Below are 15,976 nucleotides of genomic sequence, written 5' to 3' on the forward strand. Positions count from 1 at the left end.
GTTCGCCCGACAACTAGGGGGCGGCAGTCGCAGGGGGAGGGCGCGTGGATTTCTGGGGGACGATCCTTGTCCTGGTCCGGCGGTGGTACGTCGCGCTACCGGCCTTCCTGCTGGCCGTCGGCGGCGCCTACGTCGCCTACAGCACGATCCCCACGACCTACACGACCACCGCCGTCCTCCTGCTGACCGCGCCCACCAGCGGCGGCGTCGTCCCGGCGGACCCCGGCCGGCCCATCGCCCGGGTCAATCCGCTGCTGAACTTCGACCACGGGCTCGACGTGGCCGCCTCGATGCTGATCAGCGCCATGAGCACGCCGGACATGGTCGCCGAGCTGGGCACCGCAGAGGGCGATACCAAGTATTCGGTCACCAACGGCACCAACAACCTGGAGTCACTGGCGACCGGCCCGCTGGTGTTCGTCGAGGGGGAGAGCCGCAGCCCGGAGGCGGCCACGGCCATCACGCTGAAGGTCGTCGAGCGGGTCGGGCGGGAGCTGGACCTGCGCCAGCGGCAGGTGCAGGCGCCGCGCGAGACGTACATCACGATGAGCGCGGCCGTGCCGCCCACCACACCGGTGGCGCAGCAGGGCAGAAAACTCCGCTCCGCCGCCGCCGCGCTCGGCCTGGGCGTCATCGCCGCGCTGTGCGCCTCCTTCGCCGCCGAAAGCCTCCCCCGCCCGGTACGATCCCGCCGCCCACCACCCGCCCTCGCCACCACCGAGAAGCCGGCCGAGAAAGCGGCTGAGAAGGCGGAGGCGTAGGCGGTGGTCGTGCGGCTTGCAGGTGCGCCGGCGGCTGTGGGGCGGGCGGATGGGGCGACGGTGGCGGCGGTGTTCGCGGTGGCGTTGCTGATCGTGCCCGCCCGGCTGGTGCTGAAGCTGCTGCCGCTCTCCCTCACCCCCGCGAACCTGGTGAGCCTGGCCGCGGCCCTGCTGTGGCTCTGCGCGCAGCTCACCCTCACCCTGGGCGCTGCCAAGGGCGCCAATCCGGTACGGACGGCGCTGTTCGCCTACTTCACCGCCATGGTCGCCACCTTCGGCTTCTCCACCTGGGGCTACCTGGACTCCGACGAGCTCAACCTGTCCGACCACGCCTTCGTTCTGGTGGTGGCGTCCGTGGGGATCGCCCTCACCGTCTGCGACGGCGCGCGCGGGCACCGGCGGCTGGACTTCCTGCTCAAGACGCTGGTGATCGGCGGGGCGGTCGTCTCGGTGATCGGCGCGCTGCAGTTCCTGCTCTCGGTGGACGTGACCAGGTTCCTGGAGCTGCCGATCCTGCGCTACTCCGGCGAGGGCGACTCCTTCGTGCTGGAACGGGCGGATCTGCGCCGGGTGGCCGCCACCACCGGCCATCCCATCGAGTTCGGCGTGACCTGCGCGATGCTGCTCCCGCTGGCCGTGCACTTCGCCACAAAGGCGCGGCTGCGCGGCGAGCCCGCGCTGCGCTGGTGGGCGTGCACGCTGCTCATCGGGCTCGGCCTGATGTTCTCGGTGTCGCGCTCGGCGATGCTGAGTCTGCTCGCCGTCGGCGTGGTGCTGCTGGCCGGCTGGTCCGGCCGGCAGCGGCTGCGGGCGCTGCTGGTGGCCGCCGGGTTCCTGGTGCTCGTCCGGCTGACCGTGCCGGGGCTGCTGGGCGCCATCGCCGGGCTGTTCACGAACCTGTCCAACGACGAGAGCATCCAGTACAGGACGCACGACTACGCCGTCGCCGCGCAGGAGATCGGCGGGCACTTCTGGCTCGGCCGGGGGCTCGGCACCTGGTACGCCCCTAAGCACCAGATCTTCGACAACCAGTACATCCTGTCCATGGTGGAGACCGGGCTGATCGGCACCCTGGCCTACACGGCGCTGTTCGTGGTCGCCTTCTACGCGGCGCTCAGAGCCAGGCACCTGACCGCCGAGCCGGGCGCCCGCGATCTCGGGCTGACCCTCGCGGCGTGCCTGGTCGTGCCGTTGGTCGGGTCGTTCACCTTCGACCTGCTGTCGTTCGCGACGGTGACGGGGCTGTCGTTCCTGCTGATCGGGGCCGCCGGCGCGCTGCTACGCGCCGTACGGGCGGATCGGCGTGGCGGGCCGGCGGCCGATCAGCTCGCGCCCTCGCAGGGCAGCGGGCCGACGATCGAGGTGACCCGATAGTCCGCGTCGATGGTGACCAGCTCGTTGCCCGCCCAGTCGGTACGGCCGCACTCGGAGTCCACGGGTCCGTAGACCCACGACTTGTCGACGAGCTTGTTGCCGCGCACCACCTGCTCGCCGCCCGCGTTGCGCACCTGGATGCTGAACGTGCCGCCCATGACCAGGTTGTCGGTGACGACGACGTCGCGCGACTTCTCGTCCACCAGGAAGATCGGCGCGGTGATGTGCTCGGCCGCCCGCTGGTCGACGGTGTTGTGCTGGAAGAGCAGCCCGGTGCCGCCGTTGTAGGCCTGGATGCCGTCGGAGTGGTCGCCGGGGTTGGAGCAGAGCTTGACGAAGGAGTCGCGGATCCGCACGTCGTCGCCGGAGACGCGGAAGCCGTCGCTGTGCCCCTGGACCAGCACCCTGGTCGCGGTGTACTTGTCGTGGCCGATCGCGGGCAGCGGGCCGCAGGTCCCGGCGGCGCCGACCGTGCTGTCCTCGATGGAGAAGCTGAAGGACCTGTCGCCGTCGGCGTTGGTGATGTGGCCGTCGATCACGCTGTTCCTGATGGTGACGTCGTCGGCGTTGACGATCAGCGGGCCGGCGATGTGCACGCCGTCGAGCACGGCGCCACGCTCTCGCACCCGGTAGGCGACGTTCTCGGTGTTGAGCTTGAGCGAGGTGAGCTGCCGCCCCCGTGGCGCGCCCGTACAGGCGGGGGTGGGGTGGTCGGGGCAGGAGCTGCCGTCGGCGCGCACGATCTTCGGTGCGGGCGGCGGGGCGGCGGTCGGCCGGGCGGGCGCCGCCTGGCAGGCGGCGACGAGGGCGAGCGCGCTCGCGGTGACGAGGAGACGTCCGCGCATCACCGCCACCTCTCAGCCACCGAGTCACTCATTGGGTCACTCATCGGGTCACTCATTGGGCCGGCGCAGGAGGTCGGCCCACGATCCCGCCGCCAGGTCGCGGTCGCTGATCCCGGTGGGCGGCAGGGGCCACGCTACCTTCAGATCCGGGTCGTCGTAGCGGACCGCGAGATCCTCGGCGGGGTCGTGTTCGCGGTCGATGCGGTAGCAGGTGTCGGCGGGCTCGGTGAGTGCCTGGAAGCCGTGCAGCAGCCCGGGAGGCACGTAGAGGGTCACGAACGCCTCGTCGTCCAGTCGCACCGCCATCCGCCGCCCGAACGTCGCGGAGCCCGGCCTGGCGTCCACCAGCACGTCGTAGATCGCCCCCCGCGCGCAGCGCACCAGCTTCGCCTCACCCAGCCCGCCGCGCCCGTGCAGGCCGCGGACGGTGCCGCGGCGCGACCTGGACTGGCTGTCCTGGATGAACGACTCCGGCGACAGGCCCGCCTCGGCGGCCACGGCCGCGTCGAACGTCCGGGTGAACAGGCCGCGCTGGTCGCGGTGCGGCGTGGGGGCGAACAGCAGCACGCCCTCGATCTCGCCTCGCTCCACTCTCATGAATCGTCCCTCCTCCTGGCGGTGTGATGAAGTTCAAGGTCAGCGTCGTGATCCCGGCGCACAACGAGGAAGCGGTCATCGCGCGCGCCCTGGACGCGCTGCTGGCCGGGACCTCGCCCGGCGAGTTCGACGTCGTGGTGGTGGCCAACGGCTGCGCCGACCGTACGGCGAGCGCCGCGGCCCGGCCCGGGGTGCGGGTGCTGGAGACCTCGCTGCCCGGCAAGGTCAACGCGTTGCTGCTGGGCGACGCCGCCTGCCGCGCCTTCCCGCGCGTCTACCTCGACGCGGACGTACGGCTGGACGCCGCGTCGGTGCGGGCGCTGGCGGAGGCGGCGGCCCGGCCGGGGGTGCTCGCCTGCGCGCCGGTGCCCGAATGGGACCTGACGGGGGCGGGGCCGCTGGTCAGGCGGGTGCACCGGGTGCACGACCGGCTGATCGCACCGGCGCGCGCCCTGGCGGGCGTGGGGGCGTACGTGCTCACCGAGCGGGGGCACGAGCGGGCCTTCCCGCTGCCGGACGTGATCTCCGACGACGGCTGGGTGGACGGCTGTTTCGCGCCCGGAGAGCGGGCCGTGGTGCCCCGGGCCCGCACGGTGGTCCGCCCGGCCCGCACCGTCCGCGCCCACCTGGCCCGGCGGGTCCGGGTGCGGCAGGGCAACCGGCAGCTCGCCGAGCTGGGCCGGCCCGCCCGCACGCTGCGCGCGGGGGCGCTGCGCGAACTGCTCGCCCGCCGCACGGTGAGCCCGCTCGACGCCGCCTGCTACCTCGCCGTCCTGGCCGCCGACCGCGTCCTCACCCGCCTGCGCGGCGACCGAGCCCGATGGGGTACGGACACCGGCAGCCGTCACCGCGACTCCACGGCCGCGTCGTAGGTCGCGGTCAGCGGTCACCGCGATTCCATGGCCGCAGGCAGCGGTCACCGCGGCTCCACGGCCGCGTCGTAAGCCGCCAGTAGTGCTGCCTTCGAATGCTCCCAGGACAGTGGCCCGGCCACCCGCCGCCTGCCCAGCTCGCCCATCCGCCGGCGTTCGGCCGGGTCGTCCAGCAACCGGGCGATCAGCTTGGCGAACTCCGACTCGTCGTTGGCCGGCGCGTACAGGGCGGCCTCGCCCGCCGACACCCGCGCCTCGCGCAGCTCGAAGGAGACGATCGGCTTGGCCATCGCCATGTACTCCATGACCTTGTTCATCGTGGAGACGTCGTTGAGCGGGTTCAGCGGATCGGGGGACAGGCACACGTCCGCCGTCGACAGGTGGCGCATCAGGTCCTCGTCCGGGATCCTGCCGGTGAACTCGACGTCGTCGCCCAGACCCAGCTCCCGCGAAAGCGCCACCATCGCGTCGAAGGTGTCGCCGCCGCCGACGAACACCGCGTGCCAGTCGCTCCGCCCGTGCTCGTCCCGCAGCCGCGCCAGGCTGCGCAGCGCGTAGTCGACGCCGTCCTGCGGCCCCATCACGCCCAGATAGCACAGCAGGTACGGCTTGCCGCGCCGCAGCGACTCCTCGGGCGGCACCTGGTGGAAGCGTTCCACCACCGGGGCGCTGCGCACCACGAAGACCTCCTCGGCGCGCTTGCCGCCGCGTGACAGCGCGACCTTCCGGTAGCTCTCGTTGGTGGCGATCACCACGTGCGCCGCCCGGTACGTCCGCCGCTCCAGCCAGCACACGGCCCGGTAGAGCCGGTCCCGGCCCCGGTCGAAGCGCGACAGGTAGAGCTCGGGCACCAGGTCGTGCTGGTCGAAGACGAACCGGGTGCCGCCGCGCCGCATGGCCAGCGCGACCAGGAAGAACAGGTCGGGCGGGTTGCAGCCGTGCACCACGTCGAACCGGCCGAACCGGGCCGTCAGCCGCCTGGCCAGCCGGAAGGTGTGCCACAGCGCGGAGCCGTACTCGCGCAGGTAGCCGGCGGGGCCGCCGGTGGCGGCGCGCAGCGGGTAGCGGTGGATGTGGACGCCGTCGATCACCACTTCCGGCTCGGTGTCCTGCTTGGCGCCCTGGGGGCAGATGACGTGCACCTCCCAGCCGGCCGCGCGCAGGGCGGTGCTCTCCTGCCAGACGCGCCGATCGAGCGGTACGGAGAGGTTCTCGACGAGGATGAGCGCTCTACCAGCCAATGCCCACGTAGTCCCTTCTGTCGCGGTGCGTCGCGGCGCCCGGCATGCGCACGAGATCGACGATCACCTTGCCGCCGGAGCCGCCGGAGCCGCCGGAGCCGCCGGAGCCGCCGGAGCCGCCGGTGCCGTTGGTGCCGTAAGCGTCGTAAGCGCCGTTCGTGTCCTCCAGCGCCTCCAGTGCTGCCAGCACGGCCGGGTCGGTGCAGCCGACCACGCACACCTCCGCGTGGTCGAGCACCTCCTCGACGGAGTCGCCGAGGAGGTCTTCCAGGTGGGGCAGCCGCTCGGCGATGTAGGCGCGGTTGGCTCCCATCAGCCGGGACAGGGACACGTTGGCATCGTAAATGCGCAGGTCATAGCCCTTGCCGAGGAGCCGCTCGGCCAGCTCCACCATCGGGCTCTCGCGCAGGTCGTCGGTGCCCGGCTTGAACGACAGGCCGAACAGTCCGATCCTGCGCCGGCCCGGCGCGGTGACCAGGTCGAAGGCGCGCTGCAGGTGAGCCTCGTTGGCCGGCAGGACGTGCGACAGCAGCGGAACGGACACGTCGGCCATCCGGGCGGCGTACACCAGGCCGCGCAGGTCCTTAGGCAGGCAGGAGCCGCCGAAGGCGAAGCCGGGACGCAGGTAGGCAGGGCTGATGTTGAGCTTGCGATCGGCCAGGAAAACGTCCATGACCCGGTGCGAGTCGAGCCCCAGCGCCTGGCAGACCGCGCCCAGCTCATTAGCGAAGCCAATCTTCACCGCATGAAACGCGTTATCCGCATATTTCGTCATCTCGGCTACGGGGATCGGCACCCTGAACACCTCGCCGGGTAACTCCTCGTACAGCGCGGCCACCACGTCGCCGCTGGCCTCGTCCGACTCGCCGATCACCGTCTTGGGCGGCGCGAAGAAGTCGCGCACGCTGGTGCCCTCCCGCAGGAACTCCGGGTTGACCGCCACCCCGAAGTCCACCCCGGCCCGCAGCCCCGACGACCGCTCCAGGATCGGGACGAGCAGCTCGGCGCAGGTGCCGGGCAGCATGGTGCTGCGGAAGACCACCACGTGCCCCGCGCGCAGGGACCGGCCGATCTGCTCGGCGACGCGCTCCAGGTAGGTCGTCGACAGGCTGCCGTTCGGGGCCGACGGCGTGCCGACGCAGACCAGCGAGACCGCGCTCCAGGCGACCGCCTCGGCCGCCTCCGTGGTGGCCCGCAGGCTCCCGTCGCGCACCGCCCGCTCGACCAGCTCGCCGATCCGCTCCTCGACGATCGGCGCCCGGCCGGCGTTGATCATGTCCGCCTTGACCGGGTTGACGTCGACGCCCACCACCTCGTGTCCCATCGAGGCGAGACAGGCCGCCGAGACACATCCCACGTAGCCGAGCCCGAAGACGCTGATCCGCATAGCTGCCCTCCGCCGTGGACCTTGGGCAAACGGTCTGCCCCTCCGCCGTGGACCGTGGGGCAGCGATCTTCCCCCCGCCTCCAAGGGATATGTCGGGCATGTCTATTGGAACGTTACGGCTGTGTCCGAGTCCGGACATCTCGTAGGATCGCCCGTGCGTGGACCATCGCCGAAGCGGCAGCGCGGCGTACCGGATTCCGCGTCACCAGCCCCTGGCCGACCTGCGTCTGGCCGGTCTTGGCCCGGCGCTTGTACTCGTCCTCGCCCCGGCCCAGGTCGATCCGCGAGATCCCGAGAGCCGGGGCCGCCCCCACCAGTTCGCGCAGCAGGATCCAGCCCGGCGACAGCCTGGCGAACTCCGGGTCGTACACCGGGAACCACCAGTGCAGCACCCCGCCCGCGCGCAGCCCGAAGTGCGCGGCCAGCAGCCTCGGCCCGGCGTGCAGCGTCGACAGCACCCCGCCGAACGACCCGTCACGGGTGCGCCACAGGCTCTCCAGCAGCCGCGCCCGGTCGGGCTCCGCGAAGTAGTCCCGGGCGCCGGTCGCCGCGTACTGCGCCCGCTTCAGCGCGATCACCCGCGCCAGCGCCTCCGGGTCGGCCGAGTCGGCCACGAACCGCACCGCGCCGTGCTCACGCTCGGCCTTGGCCGCCCTACGCCGGGCCTGCCCCATGTTGTCCTTACCGCTCTTGGACGCCCGCCCCAGATAGCCCGCCAGCCCGCCGGTGACGTCCAAGTAGGGTGACGGCCTCCTGGAGACCACCCAAGGCTCGAAGCCGGGTGCCCGGTCCACCAGGTGATCGAACGCGTAACCGGTCGGACCACCCCGCAGCAGGTCAAGCGGCCGAAACTCACCGCCCGCCGCCACCACCGGCCCCTGAAAGTCAGCCCCCGGCCACCCAACAGGCCGCAACAACCGCCCCTCCCGGTGATACGCCACCAAGGCGACAATCCCACCGCCGCCGGTGGCGACGGCCACCTGTACGGCGCGTCCCGCCGCATGCACGGCCGCCGCGAAGCCCGGATGGAAATACGGGCTGTCCAGGGCCGGGTTGGCGGCCCGCAACGCATGCCAGGTGTCCAGCTCCGCCGCACCCAGGTCACCGAACGACACGACCCGCATCCCGCCCTCGCTTCCCGTCACTGGGGGAGCGCCGTCATGCGGCGGGACGGTCGGAGGAGCGCCGTCAGGGAGGCGCGCGAGGTGGGCCGGCCGGTCAGCGCGCGGGCCGCCTCACCTGCCAGTACGGCCAGGTAGTAGGCCGCACCCGTGACCGGGCCGTGGCGGCGCCGGTAGAGCCGGACCTTGTTGACGACCAGCAGCGCGGCCAGCATCGGGTTCACCCCGGAGTCGCCGCCGATGTGCTCGATCACCGACGCGGGCTCGTACCAGGTGCTCCATCCGAGGTCGGCGGCGCGCAGGCAGAAGTCCGTCTCCTCGCTGTAGAGCAGGTACGACTCGTCCCAGGCGCCCACCTCGCGCACCACCCGCGACGAGATCAGCAGGGCCGCCCCGGTCGCCCAGGCGTACGCCCCGGCCTCGGCGTACGCGCGCGGGTCGGTCACCAGCTCGCCCAGCGTGCCGAGCCGCCCGGCCCGGTCCCCGCCGAGCACCGCCTCGGCCACCGCCCGGCCCACGGTCGGCGCCCTGCGCAGTGACGGCTGCAGTGAGCCGTCCGGATTGACCATGTGCGGCACCGCGATCCCCCGGCCGGGCTCGTCCAGGCAGGCGAGCAGCGGCGCGACGGCTCCCGGGCGCAGCCGGCAGTCCGGGTTGAGCACGTACACAGCGGCCACGTCGTCGAGGTCGAGCGCCGCGAGCCCGGCGTTGATCGCCGCCGCGTAGCCGGCGTTCCTGCCGAGCTGGACCACCTTGACCGGCAGGTCGGCCCGGTCGGCGATGGCGGTGGAGCCGTCCTTGGAGGCGTTGTCGGCCACCACCACGTCGGCCAGCTCGACCCCGGCCGCGCCCGCAGGCAGCGAGGCCAGGCAGCCTTCGAGCACATCCGCGCTGTTGTAGGTGACGATCACCACGGCGATCCTGGGCGGCATCAGCGCACCCGCTTGTACAGGCGCATGGCGAGCTTGGCGGCCCGGCGTGGCGGTGAGGGCCCGCCCGCGAGGACGCGGGTGATCCAGCCGCTGCCCTGGTCGCGTTTCAGGCTGTTGCGCGGCTGGAGCCAGGCGTCCGGCCGGGCCCGGCCGCCGTCGCTGGTGTAGGCGCGGGTCACGCCCGCCCGCCGCAGCCGGCTCAGCACCCGCCGGTCGTAGGAGCCGAACGGGATGGCCACCCGTGACACCGGCTCGCCGGTCAGCTGGCCGAGCAGGTGGTGGGCGGCGGACAGCTCCTCGGCGGCCTGCCCGGCGTCCAGCGTGCGCCAGTCGCGGTGCGCCCAGCCGTGCGAGCCGATCCGCATCCCGGCGCGCAACAGCTCGCGAACGCCGGTGGAGTCCAGCCTGCCCGGCTCGCCGAGCAGCCCCGCCAGCACGAAGAACTCCGCCCGCAGCCCGCGCTCCACCAGCCGGGGCAGCGCGATCTCCACGTCCGAGGCGTTGCCGTCGTCGAAGGTGATCCGCACGTCGGGCCGCCCGGCCACCGCGTCCATCACCCGCTCGAACTGGGCCACGCTCACCCAGGTCCCGTCCTCGCCCGGGTCGAGCTCACGGGTTGACTCGCCGATGCCGTGCACGGTCAGGTTGGTCACCGCACGCATCCCGCCCCCTGATCAGAAAGCCGCCAGGAGTGATATCGCCGTCCGAGATGGACCGTTACAGGCGCTTGGCGTACCAGGTGGTGGTTTACCCGGTTCTGTCCAGCTCCATCAACCGCTCCGCCAGCTTCTCCAGAGTCGCAGCCCGCACGATGTGTCGGTATCCATGCACCCCAGGCTGTGGGCACGGATGGCCACAACGGCGTAGCGCGTACCACTCACACGCCCCTTGGCGCACCTCCCAGCGCTGGCCGAACCGAGCGGCAAGCGCCTCAGCCGTCAACCCCCCCGACCCGTCGCCCTCCCGCCCCGCACGCCTGGACACCTGCGTGTCCCTCTCCGTGCCCCTCATCCCCCCGCCGCGCCCCCGCCCCGACGTGCCGCAGCCGCCGGATGCATCGCCTCGAACCGCTCCCGATACAGTTCCGCGATCCGCCGTGCCGCCGTCTCAGCCGATTAAGCCGGGCACGAGGTGTAATGCCACCGCCCCGGCTCCGTAGGCGCGTCCAGCGACCGGCGAAAGAGCCACTCCCGCCCGCTCCACTCGCACCACACGTTCAGACCCACCGCCCGCATCCCCACTAGCGCGACCCCATCGCTCTCGGAGATCCGCGAGTCGACCCCACGCCCGGCCAGATGATCAGCTAGCACTCGCGCCATCCGCCCCGCCGGGCTCATGTCCCCAACACTCGAGCGCACGCCACCACGGCCATCCGCCTTCACGCCCTCCCTCCCAGCCGAGGCAGGAGCGCCCACACCACGCGCTCACCTACTGGCGTGAGATTGGTGCCCCAGCACCCGCGTGTCAGGTCATCCACCACCCACAGACCCCGCCCCGTCGTTTCGTCGGGGCCAGAGATGCGCGGCAACGGCACAGCCTCCGACGTCCCAGGGCCGACGACGGCCAGCCGCCAGTAGCGCCGCCCTCCCTCCACCGTCTGTACGAGGCTCATCCGCACCCACGCACCGCACCCGTGAACCAGCACGTTCGTCACCAGTTCGGAGGCGATGAGCTGTAGGTCATCAAGGGCCGGATGCTCGCCCATCCATCCGCGAAGCTCACGACGGGCCAGCGCGGGAAGCAGAGCACAGTCGTCCAGCTCACTGAACAACCACACCTTGACGCCTGCGTATGGGGGATTCGCGAGGGTTGCTCTCATGATCACCTCCGGTGCACATCGAGACTTGTGTCTGTGCGGTTACAAGTCCTCATCATGGCTTTCCACCTCCTCAAAGTCGTCTCGAATGTCCCTCCAAAACTTTCACAACATGTGATTGGCTTGTACGTATGGAGGTAGGGGTCAATCCGAAAGGTGTGATATGGAGAAAGAGGGGAATGCCAACGGCGAAACCGCCAATATGGAATACCGGCAACGCATGCGCCAATATCGGACAGTAAGCGGACTCACTCACGCACGCTTGGCACCTCTGATCCCATGCAGTGAAAGCCTTGTGGGAGCTGTTGAGCGAGGCACCAGACCGCCGACAGAGCCTTTTACCCGAGGGCTGGAGAGGGTGTTCGGATTAGATGGCGAGTTGCTTGAGCTGCTGCCCGCCATCCGGGATGTCAACCCGGTGTGGTTCCGCAAGTGGCCCGCCATCGAGGCCGCAGCAAGAAGCATCCGCATCTACCAACTGGCCGTGATCCCTGGCCTTCTCCAGACAGCGGACTACGCCCGCGCCGTCTTTGAAGGTGAACCCGGAGCTATGTCCGGGGAAGTAGAGAAGGCCATCAAAGCTCGCCTCCAACGTCAGATAATCCTGTCCCAAGCCAACCCCCCGAGCCTGTCCGTGATCCTTGACGAGAGTGTTCTCCTTCGCTGCATAGGCGGCCCAGAGGTAATGACGGCGCAGCTCGCCTATCTCCTCGACATGATGGCCCGCCCATACGTTACGGTGCGGATTGTCCCCCTGTCGGCGCGTAGCACGGCGGGGCTGATTGGTCCGTTCGTACTGGCATCCGACGACGGCACCAACGCGGCGTTCCTGGAAAACGCCGAGACTGGAGAGGTCATCCACCAGATTGAGGTGATGCACAAGCTGAATCAGCGATGGGAACTGCTCTCCGGCCTAGCCCAGCCGACCTACGAAACCATAAAAATCATCAAGAGGGTCATGGAGGCATAATGATCGAGAATGAGCTGGCCACGGCCGCATGGCGGAAGGCCACTGCTAGCGGAGGAACTGGCGGCGACTGCGTGGAAGTCGCTCCGCTTAGTCAGGGCCGTGTTGCCGTGCGAGACAGCAAGGATCGCAGTGGGCCTGCTCTAGTGTTCACGGCGTCCGAATGGGCTGCATTCAGCGACGGCATATCCAAGGGAGAGTTCAACTTCTAGGCCGTCAAGCTTGCGGGGGCCTGCTTACCAGGTGGGCCCCTTCGATCGGCTCGAGGGCGTAGGCGGTGCCCTCCGCCAGATCGGTCACGGTCGACCCGGTCACCTTGGCGACGACCACGTCGGTGGCCCGCTGGTAGCCGATCTCTTCCTTGAAGGGGAAGCCGAGCTAATCAGGCATAACATGGTTTTTGAGCATCTTCGCGCCATAGCGCTCAGCCCTTCCGACACGGTGACGCTACTGACATCCCAGGCCAAGTGGCGAACGAGCCGGTTCAGCGGTAATGGGGCAAGCTGCGTCGAGGTCGCCGTCCTACGTGGTCGTGACGCCGGTGTTCCCAACAAGGCTGGCGAAGAGTTCGTTGTGGCCCTTCGTGACACCAAAAACCGAGATCGTGAGCCTCAGATCTTCACCATCTCCGAGTGGGACGCTTTTCTCGCCGGCGTGGCCGAGGGTGACTTCAGCTCCGCATCCTTGATCGCTGGCCACGAAGACGTCGCAGTTGTTTGACGCGTCTCCTTGGGGAGTCGTAGGCCAGACGATCAATGTGCAGCTGGCGTTCGAGGAGCAGGCGCCATCGGCGACTACAACCCTGCGATGAAGCCTAGTTGTTCGGTTCGTTTCTTCTGGTTGGAAGCGAACCAACCCAGGTTGATTTTGTTCGGTTCGATTATTTCGAGGTGGCCGAACAAAAGCATGGGTGAACGACTACCTCAAGTCGAGGCATCGCAAGGTGTGACATCCTTGCCATCGCCGCCCTTCCAGGCGTCACGGCCGAGAGCCAGACAACCAACCCGATCGTGTCACTGGAGTTTCTGGAGCTGAACAGGGATCTGTCCTCTACGGGTGCTCGGCGTACCAGGCGATGGTTTGCCGGAGGCCGGCCTCCAGGCTGGTGGCGGGCCGCCAGCCGAGCACCCGCTCGGCCGGCCCGGGGTCGGAGAGCTGTGTACGGTCGAGGGGGCGAGCCGCCACCGCTCCGAACCTCGGCCGTACAGTGCGGTCGGCCGTTGTGTCGTTCACCAGGGTGGCGAGGAGTTCGACGGTGTCGCGGATGGACACCGGGTCCGGGGTGCCGATGTCGAGCACGTGGCCGGCCGCCGCGTTGTTCGTGCCGGCCAGGATGAATGCGTCCACCACGTCCTCGACGTACACCCAGGTCACCATCCTGGACCCGGAGGTCAGCTCCGGCTCCTGGCCGCGTAGCAGCGACAGCGTTACGTACGGCACCAGTTTGGTGGTGTCGGGCTGGCCGGGGCCGTACACCATCGCGACCCGCAGCACCGACACGGGCACCTGCCACAGGGCGTGGAACATGCGGGCGTAGCCGGTGGCGGCGGCCTTCGCGGCGGCGTACGGGGAGCTCGGTGCGAGGCCGTCACGCGGCTCCTCGACCGACCCGGCGAGCACCATGCTGCGCACCGGGGTGCCGGTGACGGCGGTCAGCAGGTTCACGGCGGCGGTGAGGTTGCCCGCGAGCGTCGGCGCGACCGTGCCCGGCTCGCGTACGCCGGTGACCTCGCTGGCCAGATGGAGGACCACCTCGGGGGAGACCCGCGCCACCAGGTCCGCGGTCGCGGCGGCGTCGCTCAGGTCGGCCACGTGCCACTGCTCGCCGTGCCTGGAAGCCTCGGGTGGGCGGCGGGTGACCGCGTGGATTTGGGCGCCGAGGGTGGACAGGCGTCTGACCAGGTGGGCGCCGATGAAACCGGTGGCTCCCGTGACCAGTACCCGTGTGTCGTGCCAGGGCGGCATCTGTCCTCCAGCTAGTCGTGTCGTTCGGGGTCGGGGATCGGGTCCCCGGTGTCGTGCCACACGTTGCCCGTGCCGCCGGTCAGCTTCGTCCGGCTGCTCAGCAGGATCGGGCAGTCGTAGGCGGAGTCGCGGCCGAAGCGGTTGCCGGTGATGTGCTGGCCGGTCAGCGGGCGGCCGAGGGGTGTGTGGTCGATGTTGATGACGCAGCCGCCGCCGTTGAGGTAATTGTTCTCGATGCGCAGGTCGTCGGCCGAGGACTGGACGGCCGCGTTCGGGTCCTCGGTGGTGGACAGGTCGATGGTGTTGTGCACCAGGTGCACGCCGCGCTGGTCGGCGAAGGCCTGGACGCCGTCGTTGTGCGTGGCGCCGCCGCCCTGGTCGGGGTCGGCGGCGAACCAGCTCAGGTCGTGGATGTAGGAGTCCTGGACGAGTGTGCCGGTGTGCGCCTTGACGCCGTCGACCGTGCCGGTGAACTCCGAGCGGTAGATCCTCGTGGCGGCGGCCCAGATGCCGTCGACGGACGGTGACGGGTGCGCCGGACGGAACTCGGAGTCCTCGATCACGGTGTCGCGGGCGTGCTCGGTGTCGAGCAGCGGGCGCACCCGGTCGGCGACGCCGCCGCGGAAGACGCAGTTCCTGAAGGTGACGCCGCGCCCCGTCACCTCGACGAAGCCGTGGAAGTCCATGCCCTCGACGATCTCGCCGTCCGTGGCGAAGGTCCGGTCCCCGGTCAGCACCGTGAGCCGGGTGCCAGGGCGCACACCCGTGCTGGTGGCGTTCGGAAAACCGGGAGGGACGGCGTTCGGATGACGGGGCAGGCCGGTGGTGGCGGTCGGCGAACCGGGCGGGAGGGTGGTGGTGAAGCCGGGCTCAAGGGCCGGGAGCGCCGTGCGCGCGGGCTCGCCGGTGCCCCGCGCGATCGTCACGGCCAGCACCAGGGCGGCGATCGCGGCCAGGACGTACCACCACGTCTTCGCCACCCCGGCATCGTGCCCTGAGAACCGCCCGACGCGCCAGGCGTCCCGCCGGCGCCTGCGGGACGCCAGAGCAAGGCGTTCCGCAGGCGGCAGGCGTTCCGTCAGCGGCAGTGCGGGCAGCTCGGCCCGCGCGGCCCGCGCGGCCCGTCCCGTCGGCCGCCACCGCGGGAGTGCACCGCTCGGTGGACGGCGGGCCGGGTGTCGGCGAGGGATGAGTCGCTGGTCAGGATGGCCACCTCCAGGCGGCGTAGCTCCGGCGAGGGCTCCAGCCCGAGGTCACGGGCCAGGATGCGCCGGCCGTCGCGGTAGACCTCCAGGGCCTCCGCCTGACGGCCGCCCCGGTACAGGGCGACCATGAGCTGACTGCGGAACCTCTCGCGCAGCGGATGCTCGCGCACCAGCACGGTGAGCTCCCCGACGAGGTCCGCGTGCCGCCGCAGTCGCAGGTCGGCGTCGATGCGGTCGGCCAGCGCGGCCAGCCGCTCCTCCTCCAGGCGGGTGGCCTGGCGGTGCAGGAACGGGATATCGCTCAGGCCGGACAGCGCGGGTCCCCGCCACAGGCGCAGGGCCTCGCGCAGCAGGTCACCGCCCTTGGGGGTGTGCCCGGCGGCGAGCGACCGGCGTCCCTGCTGGACGAGCCGGTCGAACTTCCAGGCGTCCACCGCGTCGTACGGCGCCCGCAGCAGGTAGCCGGTGGACCGGTGGATGATCTCCGCGCCCGCCCCCAGCGTCCGCCTGAGCCGGTGCAGTTGCAGGCGCAGGCGCTTGCTTCCGGCGTCGCCCGCCTCGGGCCCCCACAGGGCGTCGATCAGGACGTCGCTGCGCGCGACCGTGCCGTGGTGGCAGAGCAGCATGGCGAGCAGGCTGCGCTGCTTGATCGAGCGCACCGATAAATGATGCTCCCCGTCGGACACTTCCAGTGTTCCCAGAACACCGAACTCCATGGATGTACCCTCCCGCGCCGTTCCCGAGCGTCCCTATGTCTGGGGAGGATATTCATTCTTCTCGCCATGTGACCCCTGTCCGGGAAATCGCGGTGAAACGCAAGTGAAACGCGCTTTACGCACACTTAAGGCTGGCCGGTGGGGAGTGTGCCGGTCTTACGTGTTATTTCAGGGATA

16 protein-coding genes are annotated in these 15,976 nt (G+C 70.4%); 6 read left to right on the top strand and 10 right to left on the bottom strand.

Features of this window, described 5'->3' with window-relative positions:
* Positions 1–44 precede the first annotated feature (44 nt).
* Complete coding sequence (locus IEY87_RS30235) at positions 45–761, top strand: hypothetical protein (RefSeq protein ID WP_189142213.1); 717 nt, start codon at positions 45–47, stop codon at positions 759–761.
* A gap of 9 nt (positions 762–770) precedes the next feature.
* Positions 771–2,135: an O-antigen ligase family protein gene (locus IEY87_RS30240; RefSeq protein WP_189142214.1), complete on the top strand. Its 1,365-nt coding sequence runs from the start codon at positions 771–773 to the stop codon at positions 2,133–2,135.
* Here IEY87_RS30240 and IEY87_RS30245 read toward each other — a convergent pair.
* Together IEY87_RS30245 and IEY87_RS30250 are read right to left on the bottom strand one after the other, a co-directional pair.
* Entirely contained in the window at positions 2,084–2,980 is an 897-nt protein-coding gene (locus tag IEY87_RS30245; RefSeq protein ID WP_189142215.1) for a hypothetical protein, read from the bottom strand. The two genes, IEY87_RS30240 and IEY87_RS30245, sit on opposite strands and share 52 nt — an antisense overlap.
* 48 nt (positions 2,981–3,028) lie before the next feature.
* Positions 3,029–3,577: a dTDP-4-dehydrorhamnose 3,5-epimerase family protein gene (locus tag IEY87_RS30250; RefSeq protein ID WP_189142216.1), complete on the bottom strand. Its 549-nt coding sequence runs from the start codon at positions 3,575–3,577 to the stop codon at positions 3,029–3,031.
* 26 nt (positions 3,578–3,603) lie between these two features.
* Here IEY87_RS30250 and IEY87_RS30255 point away from each other — a divergent pair, with 26 nt between their 5' ends.
* A complete protein-coding gene (locus IEY87_RS30255) occupies positions 3,604–4,449 on the top strand; it encodes a glycosyltransferase family 2 protein (protein WP_225277443.1) in 846 nt (281 codons plus the stop codon).
* Between the two features lie 44 nt (positions 4,450–4,493).
* On the opposite strand, the gene IEY87_RS30260 is transcribed toward IEY87_RS30255, so the two are convergent.
* The 5 genes from IEY87_RS30260 to IEY87_RS30280 all read right to left on the bottom strand — a co-directional run bounded on the left by IEY87_RS30260 (position 4,494) and on the right by IEY87_RS30280 (position 9,792).
* Positions 4,494–5,690, bottom strand: coding sequence for a glycosyltransferase family 4 protein (locus tag IEY87_RS30260; RefSeq protein WP_189142218.1), 1,197 nt, complete (start codon positions 5,688–5,690; stop codon positions 4,494–4,496).
* Positions 5,680–7,077 carry a nucleotide sugar dehydrogenase gene (locus IEY87_RS30265; RefSeq protein WP_189142219.1) on the bottom strand — a complete coding sequence of 466 codons (1,398 nt, stop codon included), beginning with the start codon at positions 7,075–7,077 and terminating at the stop codon, positions 5,680–5,682. The genes IEY87_RS30260 and IEY87_RS30265 overlap by 11 nt, the downstream gene beginning before the upstream one ends.
* A 113-nt stretch (positions 7,078–7,190) precedes the next feature.
* On the bottom strand, positions 7,191–8,222 hold the full coding sequence (locus IEY87_RS46805) for a GNAT family N-acetyltransferase (protein WP_268241366.1): 1,032 nt from the start codon (positions 8,220–8,222) through the stop codon (positions 7,191–7,193).
* Positions 8,219–9,130, bottom strand: coding sequence for a glycosyltransferase family 2 protein (locus IEY87_RS30275; protein ID WP_189142220.1), 912 nt, complete (start codon positions 9,128–9,130; stop codon positions 8,219–8,221). The genes IEY87_RS46805 and IEY87_RS30275 overlap by 4 nt, the downstream gene beginning before the upstream one ends.
* Complete coding sequence (locus IEY87_RS30280) at positions 9,130–9,792, bottom strand: polysaccharide deacetylase family protein (RefSeq protein ID WP_189142221.1); 663 nt, start codon at positions 9,790–9,792, stop codon at positions 9,130–9,132. The genes IEY87_RS30275 and IEY87_RS30280 overlap by 1 nt, the downstream gene beginning before the upstream one ends.
* Before the next feature lie 1,317 nt (positions 9,793–11,109).
* On the opposite strand from IEY87_RS30280, the gene IEY87_RS30285 reads away from it, so the two are divergent.
* From IEY87_RS30285 to IEY87_RS30295, 3 genes are read left to right on the top strand one after another with little or no spacing between them, the layout of a single operon-like run.
* Entirely contained in the window at positions 11,110–11,916 is an 807-nt protein-coding gene (locus tag IEY87_RS30285; RefSeq protein WP_189142222.1) for a helix-turn-helix domain-containing protein, read from the top strand.
* Positions 11,916–12,125: a DUF397 domain-containing protein gene (locus tag IEY87_RS30290; protein ID WP_189142223.1), complete on the top strand. Its 210-nt coding sequence runs from the start codon at positions 11,916–11,918 to the stop codon at positions 12,123–12,125. Before IEY87_RS30285 ends, IEY87_RS30290 begins: the two co-directional genes overlap by 1 nt.
* Before the next feature lie 31 nt (positions 12,126–12,156).
* Positions 12,157–12,633: a DUF397 domain-containing protein gene (locus tag IEY87_RS30295; protein WP_225277381.1), complete on the top strand. Its 477-nt coding sequence runs from the start codon at positions 12,157–12,159 to the stop codon at positions 12,631–12,633.
* 330 nt (positions 12,634–12,963) lie between these two features.
* Here the strand turns inward: IEY87_RS30295 and IEY87_RS30300 are convergent, their stop codons facing one another.
* The 3 genes from IEY87_RS30300 to IEY87_RS30310 form a co-directional block, all read right to left on the bottom strand.
* Positions 12,964–13,878, bottom strand: a complete 915-nt coding sequence (locus tag IEY87_RS30300; protein WP_189142224.1) for an NAD-dependent epimerase/dehydratase family protein — start codon at positions 13,876–13,878, stop codon at positions 12,964–12,966.
* A gap of 11 nt (positions 13,879–13,889) precedes the next feature.
* On the bottom strand, positions 13,890–14,858 hold the full coding sequence (locus IEY87_RS30305) for a hypothetical protein (RefSeq protein ID WP_189142225.1): 969 nt from the start codon (positions 14,856–14,858) through the stop codon (positions 13,890–13,892).
* 98 nt (positions 14,859–14,956) lie between these two features.
* Positions 14,957–15,742: an AfsR/SARP family transcriptional regulator gene (locus tag IEY87_RS30310; protein ID WP_225277380.1), complete on the bottom strand. Its 786-nt coding sequence runs from the start codon at positions 15,740–15,742 to the stop codon at positions 14,957–14,959.
* Positions 15,743–15,976 lie beyond the last annotated feature (234 nt).

Origin of the sequence: Nonomuraea glycinis (assembly GCF_014646515.1) — a bacterium.
Taxonomy (GTDB): domain Bacteria; phylum Actinomycetota; class Actinomycetes; order Streptosporangiales; family Streptosporangiaceae; genus Nonomuraea; species Nonomuraea glycinis.

Coding starts and splice junctions, on each gene's coding strand:
- IEY87_RS30245 (WP_189142215.1), bottom strand. CDS start 2,980: ATGCGCGGACGTCTCCTCGTCACCGCGAGCGCGCTCGCCCTCGTCGCC.
- IEY87_RS30250 (WP_189142216.1), bottom strand. CDS start 3,577: ATGAGAGTGGAGCGAGGCGAGATCGAGGGCGTGCTGCTGTTCGCCCCC.
- IEY87_RS30255 (WP_225277443.1), top strand. CDS start 3,604: ATGAAGTTCAAGGTCAGCGTCGTGATCCCGGCGCACAACGAGGAAGCG.
- IEY87_RS30265 (WP_189142219.1), bottom strand. CDS start 7,077: ATGCGGATCAGCGTCTTCGGGCTCGGCTACGTGGGATGTGTCTCGGCG.
- IEY87_RS30275 (WP_189142220.1), bottom strand. CDS start 9,130: ATGCCGCCCAGGATCGCCGTGGTGATCGTCACCTACAACAGCGCGGAT.
- IEY87_RS30280 (WP_189142221.1), bottom strand. CDS start 9,792: ATGCGTGCGGTGACCAACCTGACCGTGCACGGCATCGGCGAGTCAACC.
- IEY87_RS30285 (WP_189142222.1), top strand. CDS start 11,110: ATGGAGAAAGAGGGGAATGCCAACGGCGAAACCGCCAATATGGAATAC.
- IEY87_RS30290 (WP_189142223.1), top strand. CDS start 11,916: ATGATCGAGAATGAGCTGGCCACGGCCGCATGGCGGAAGGCCACTGCT.
- IEY87_RS30300 (WP_189142224.1), bottom strand. CDS start 13,878: ATGCCGCCCTGGCACGACACACGGGTACTGGTCACGGGAGCCACCGGT.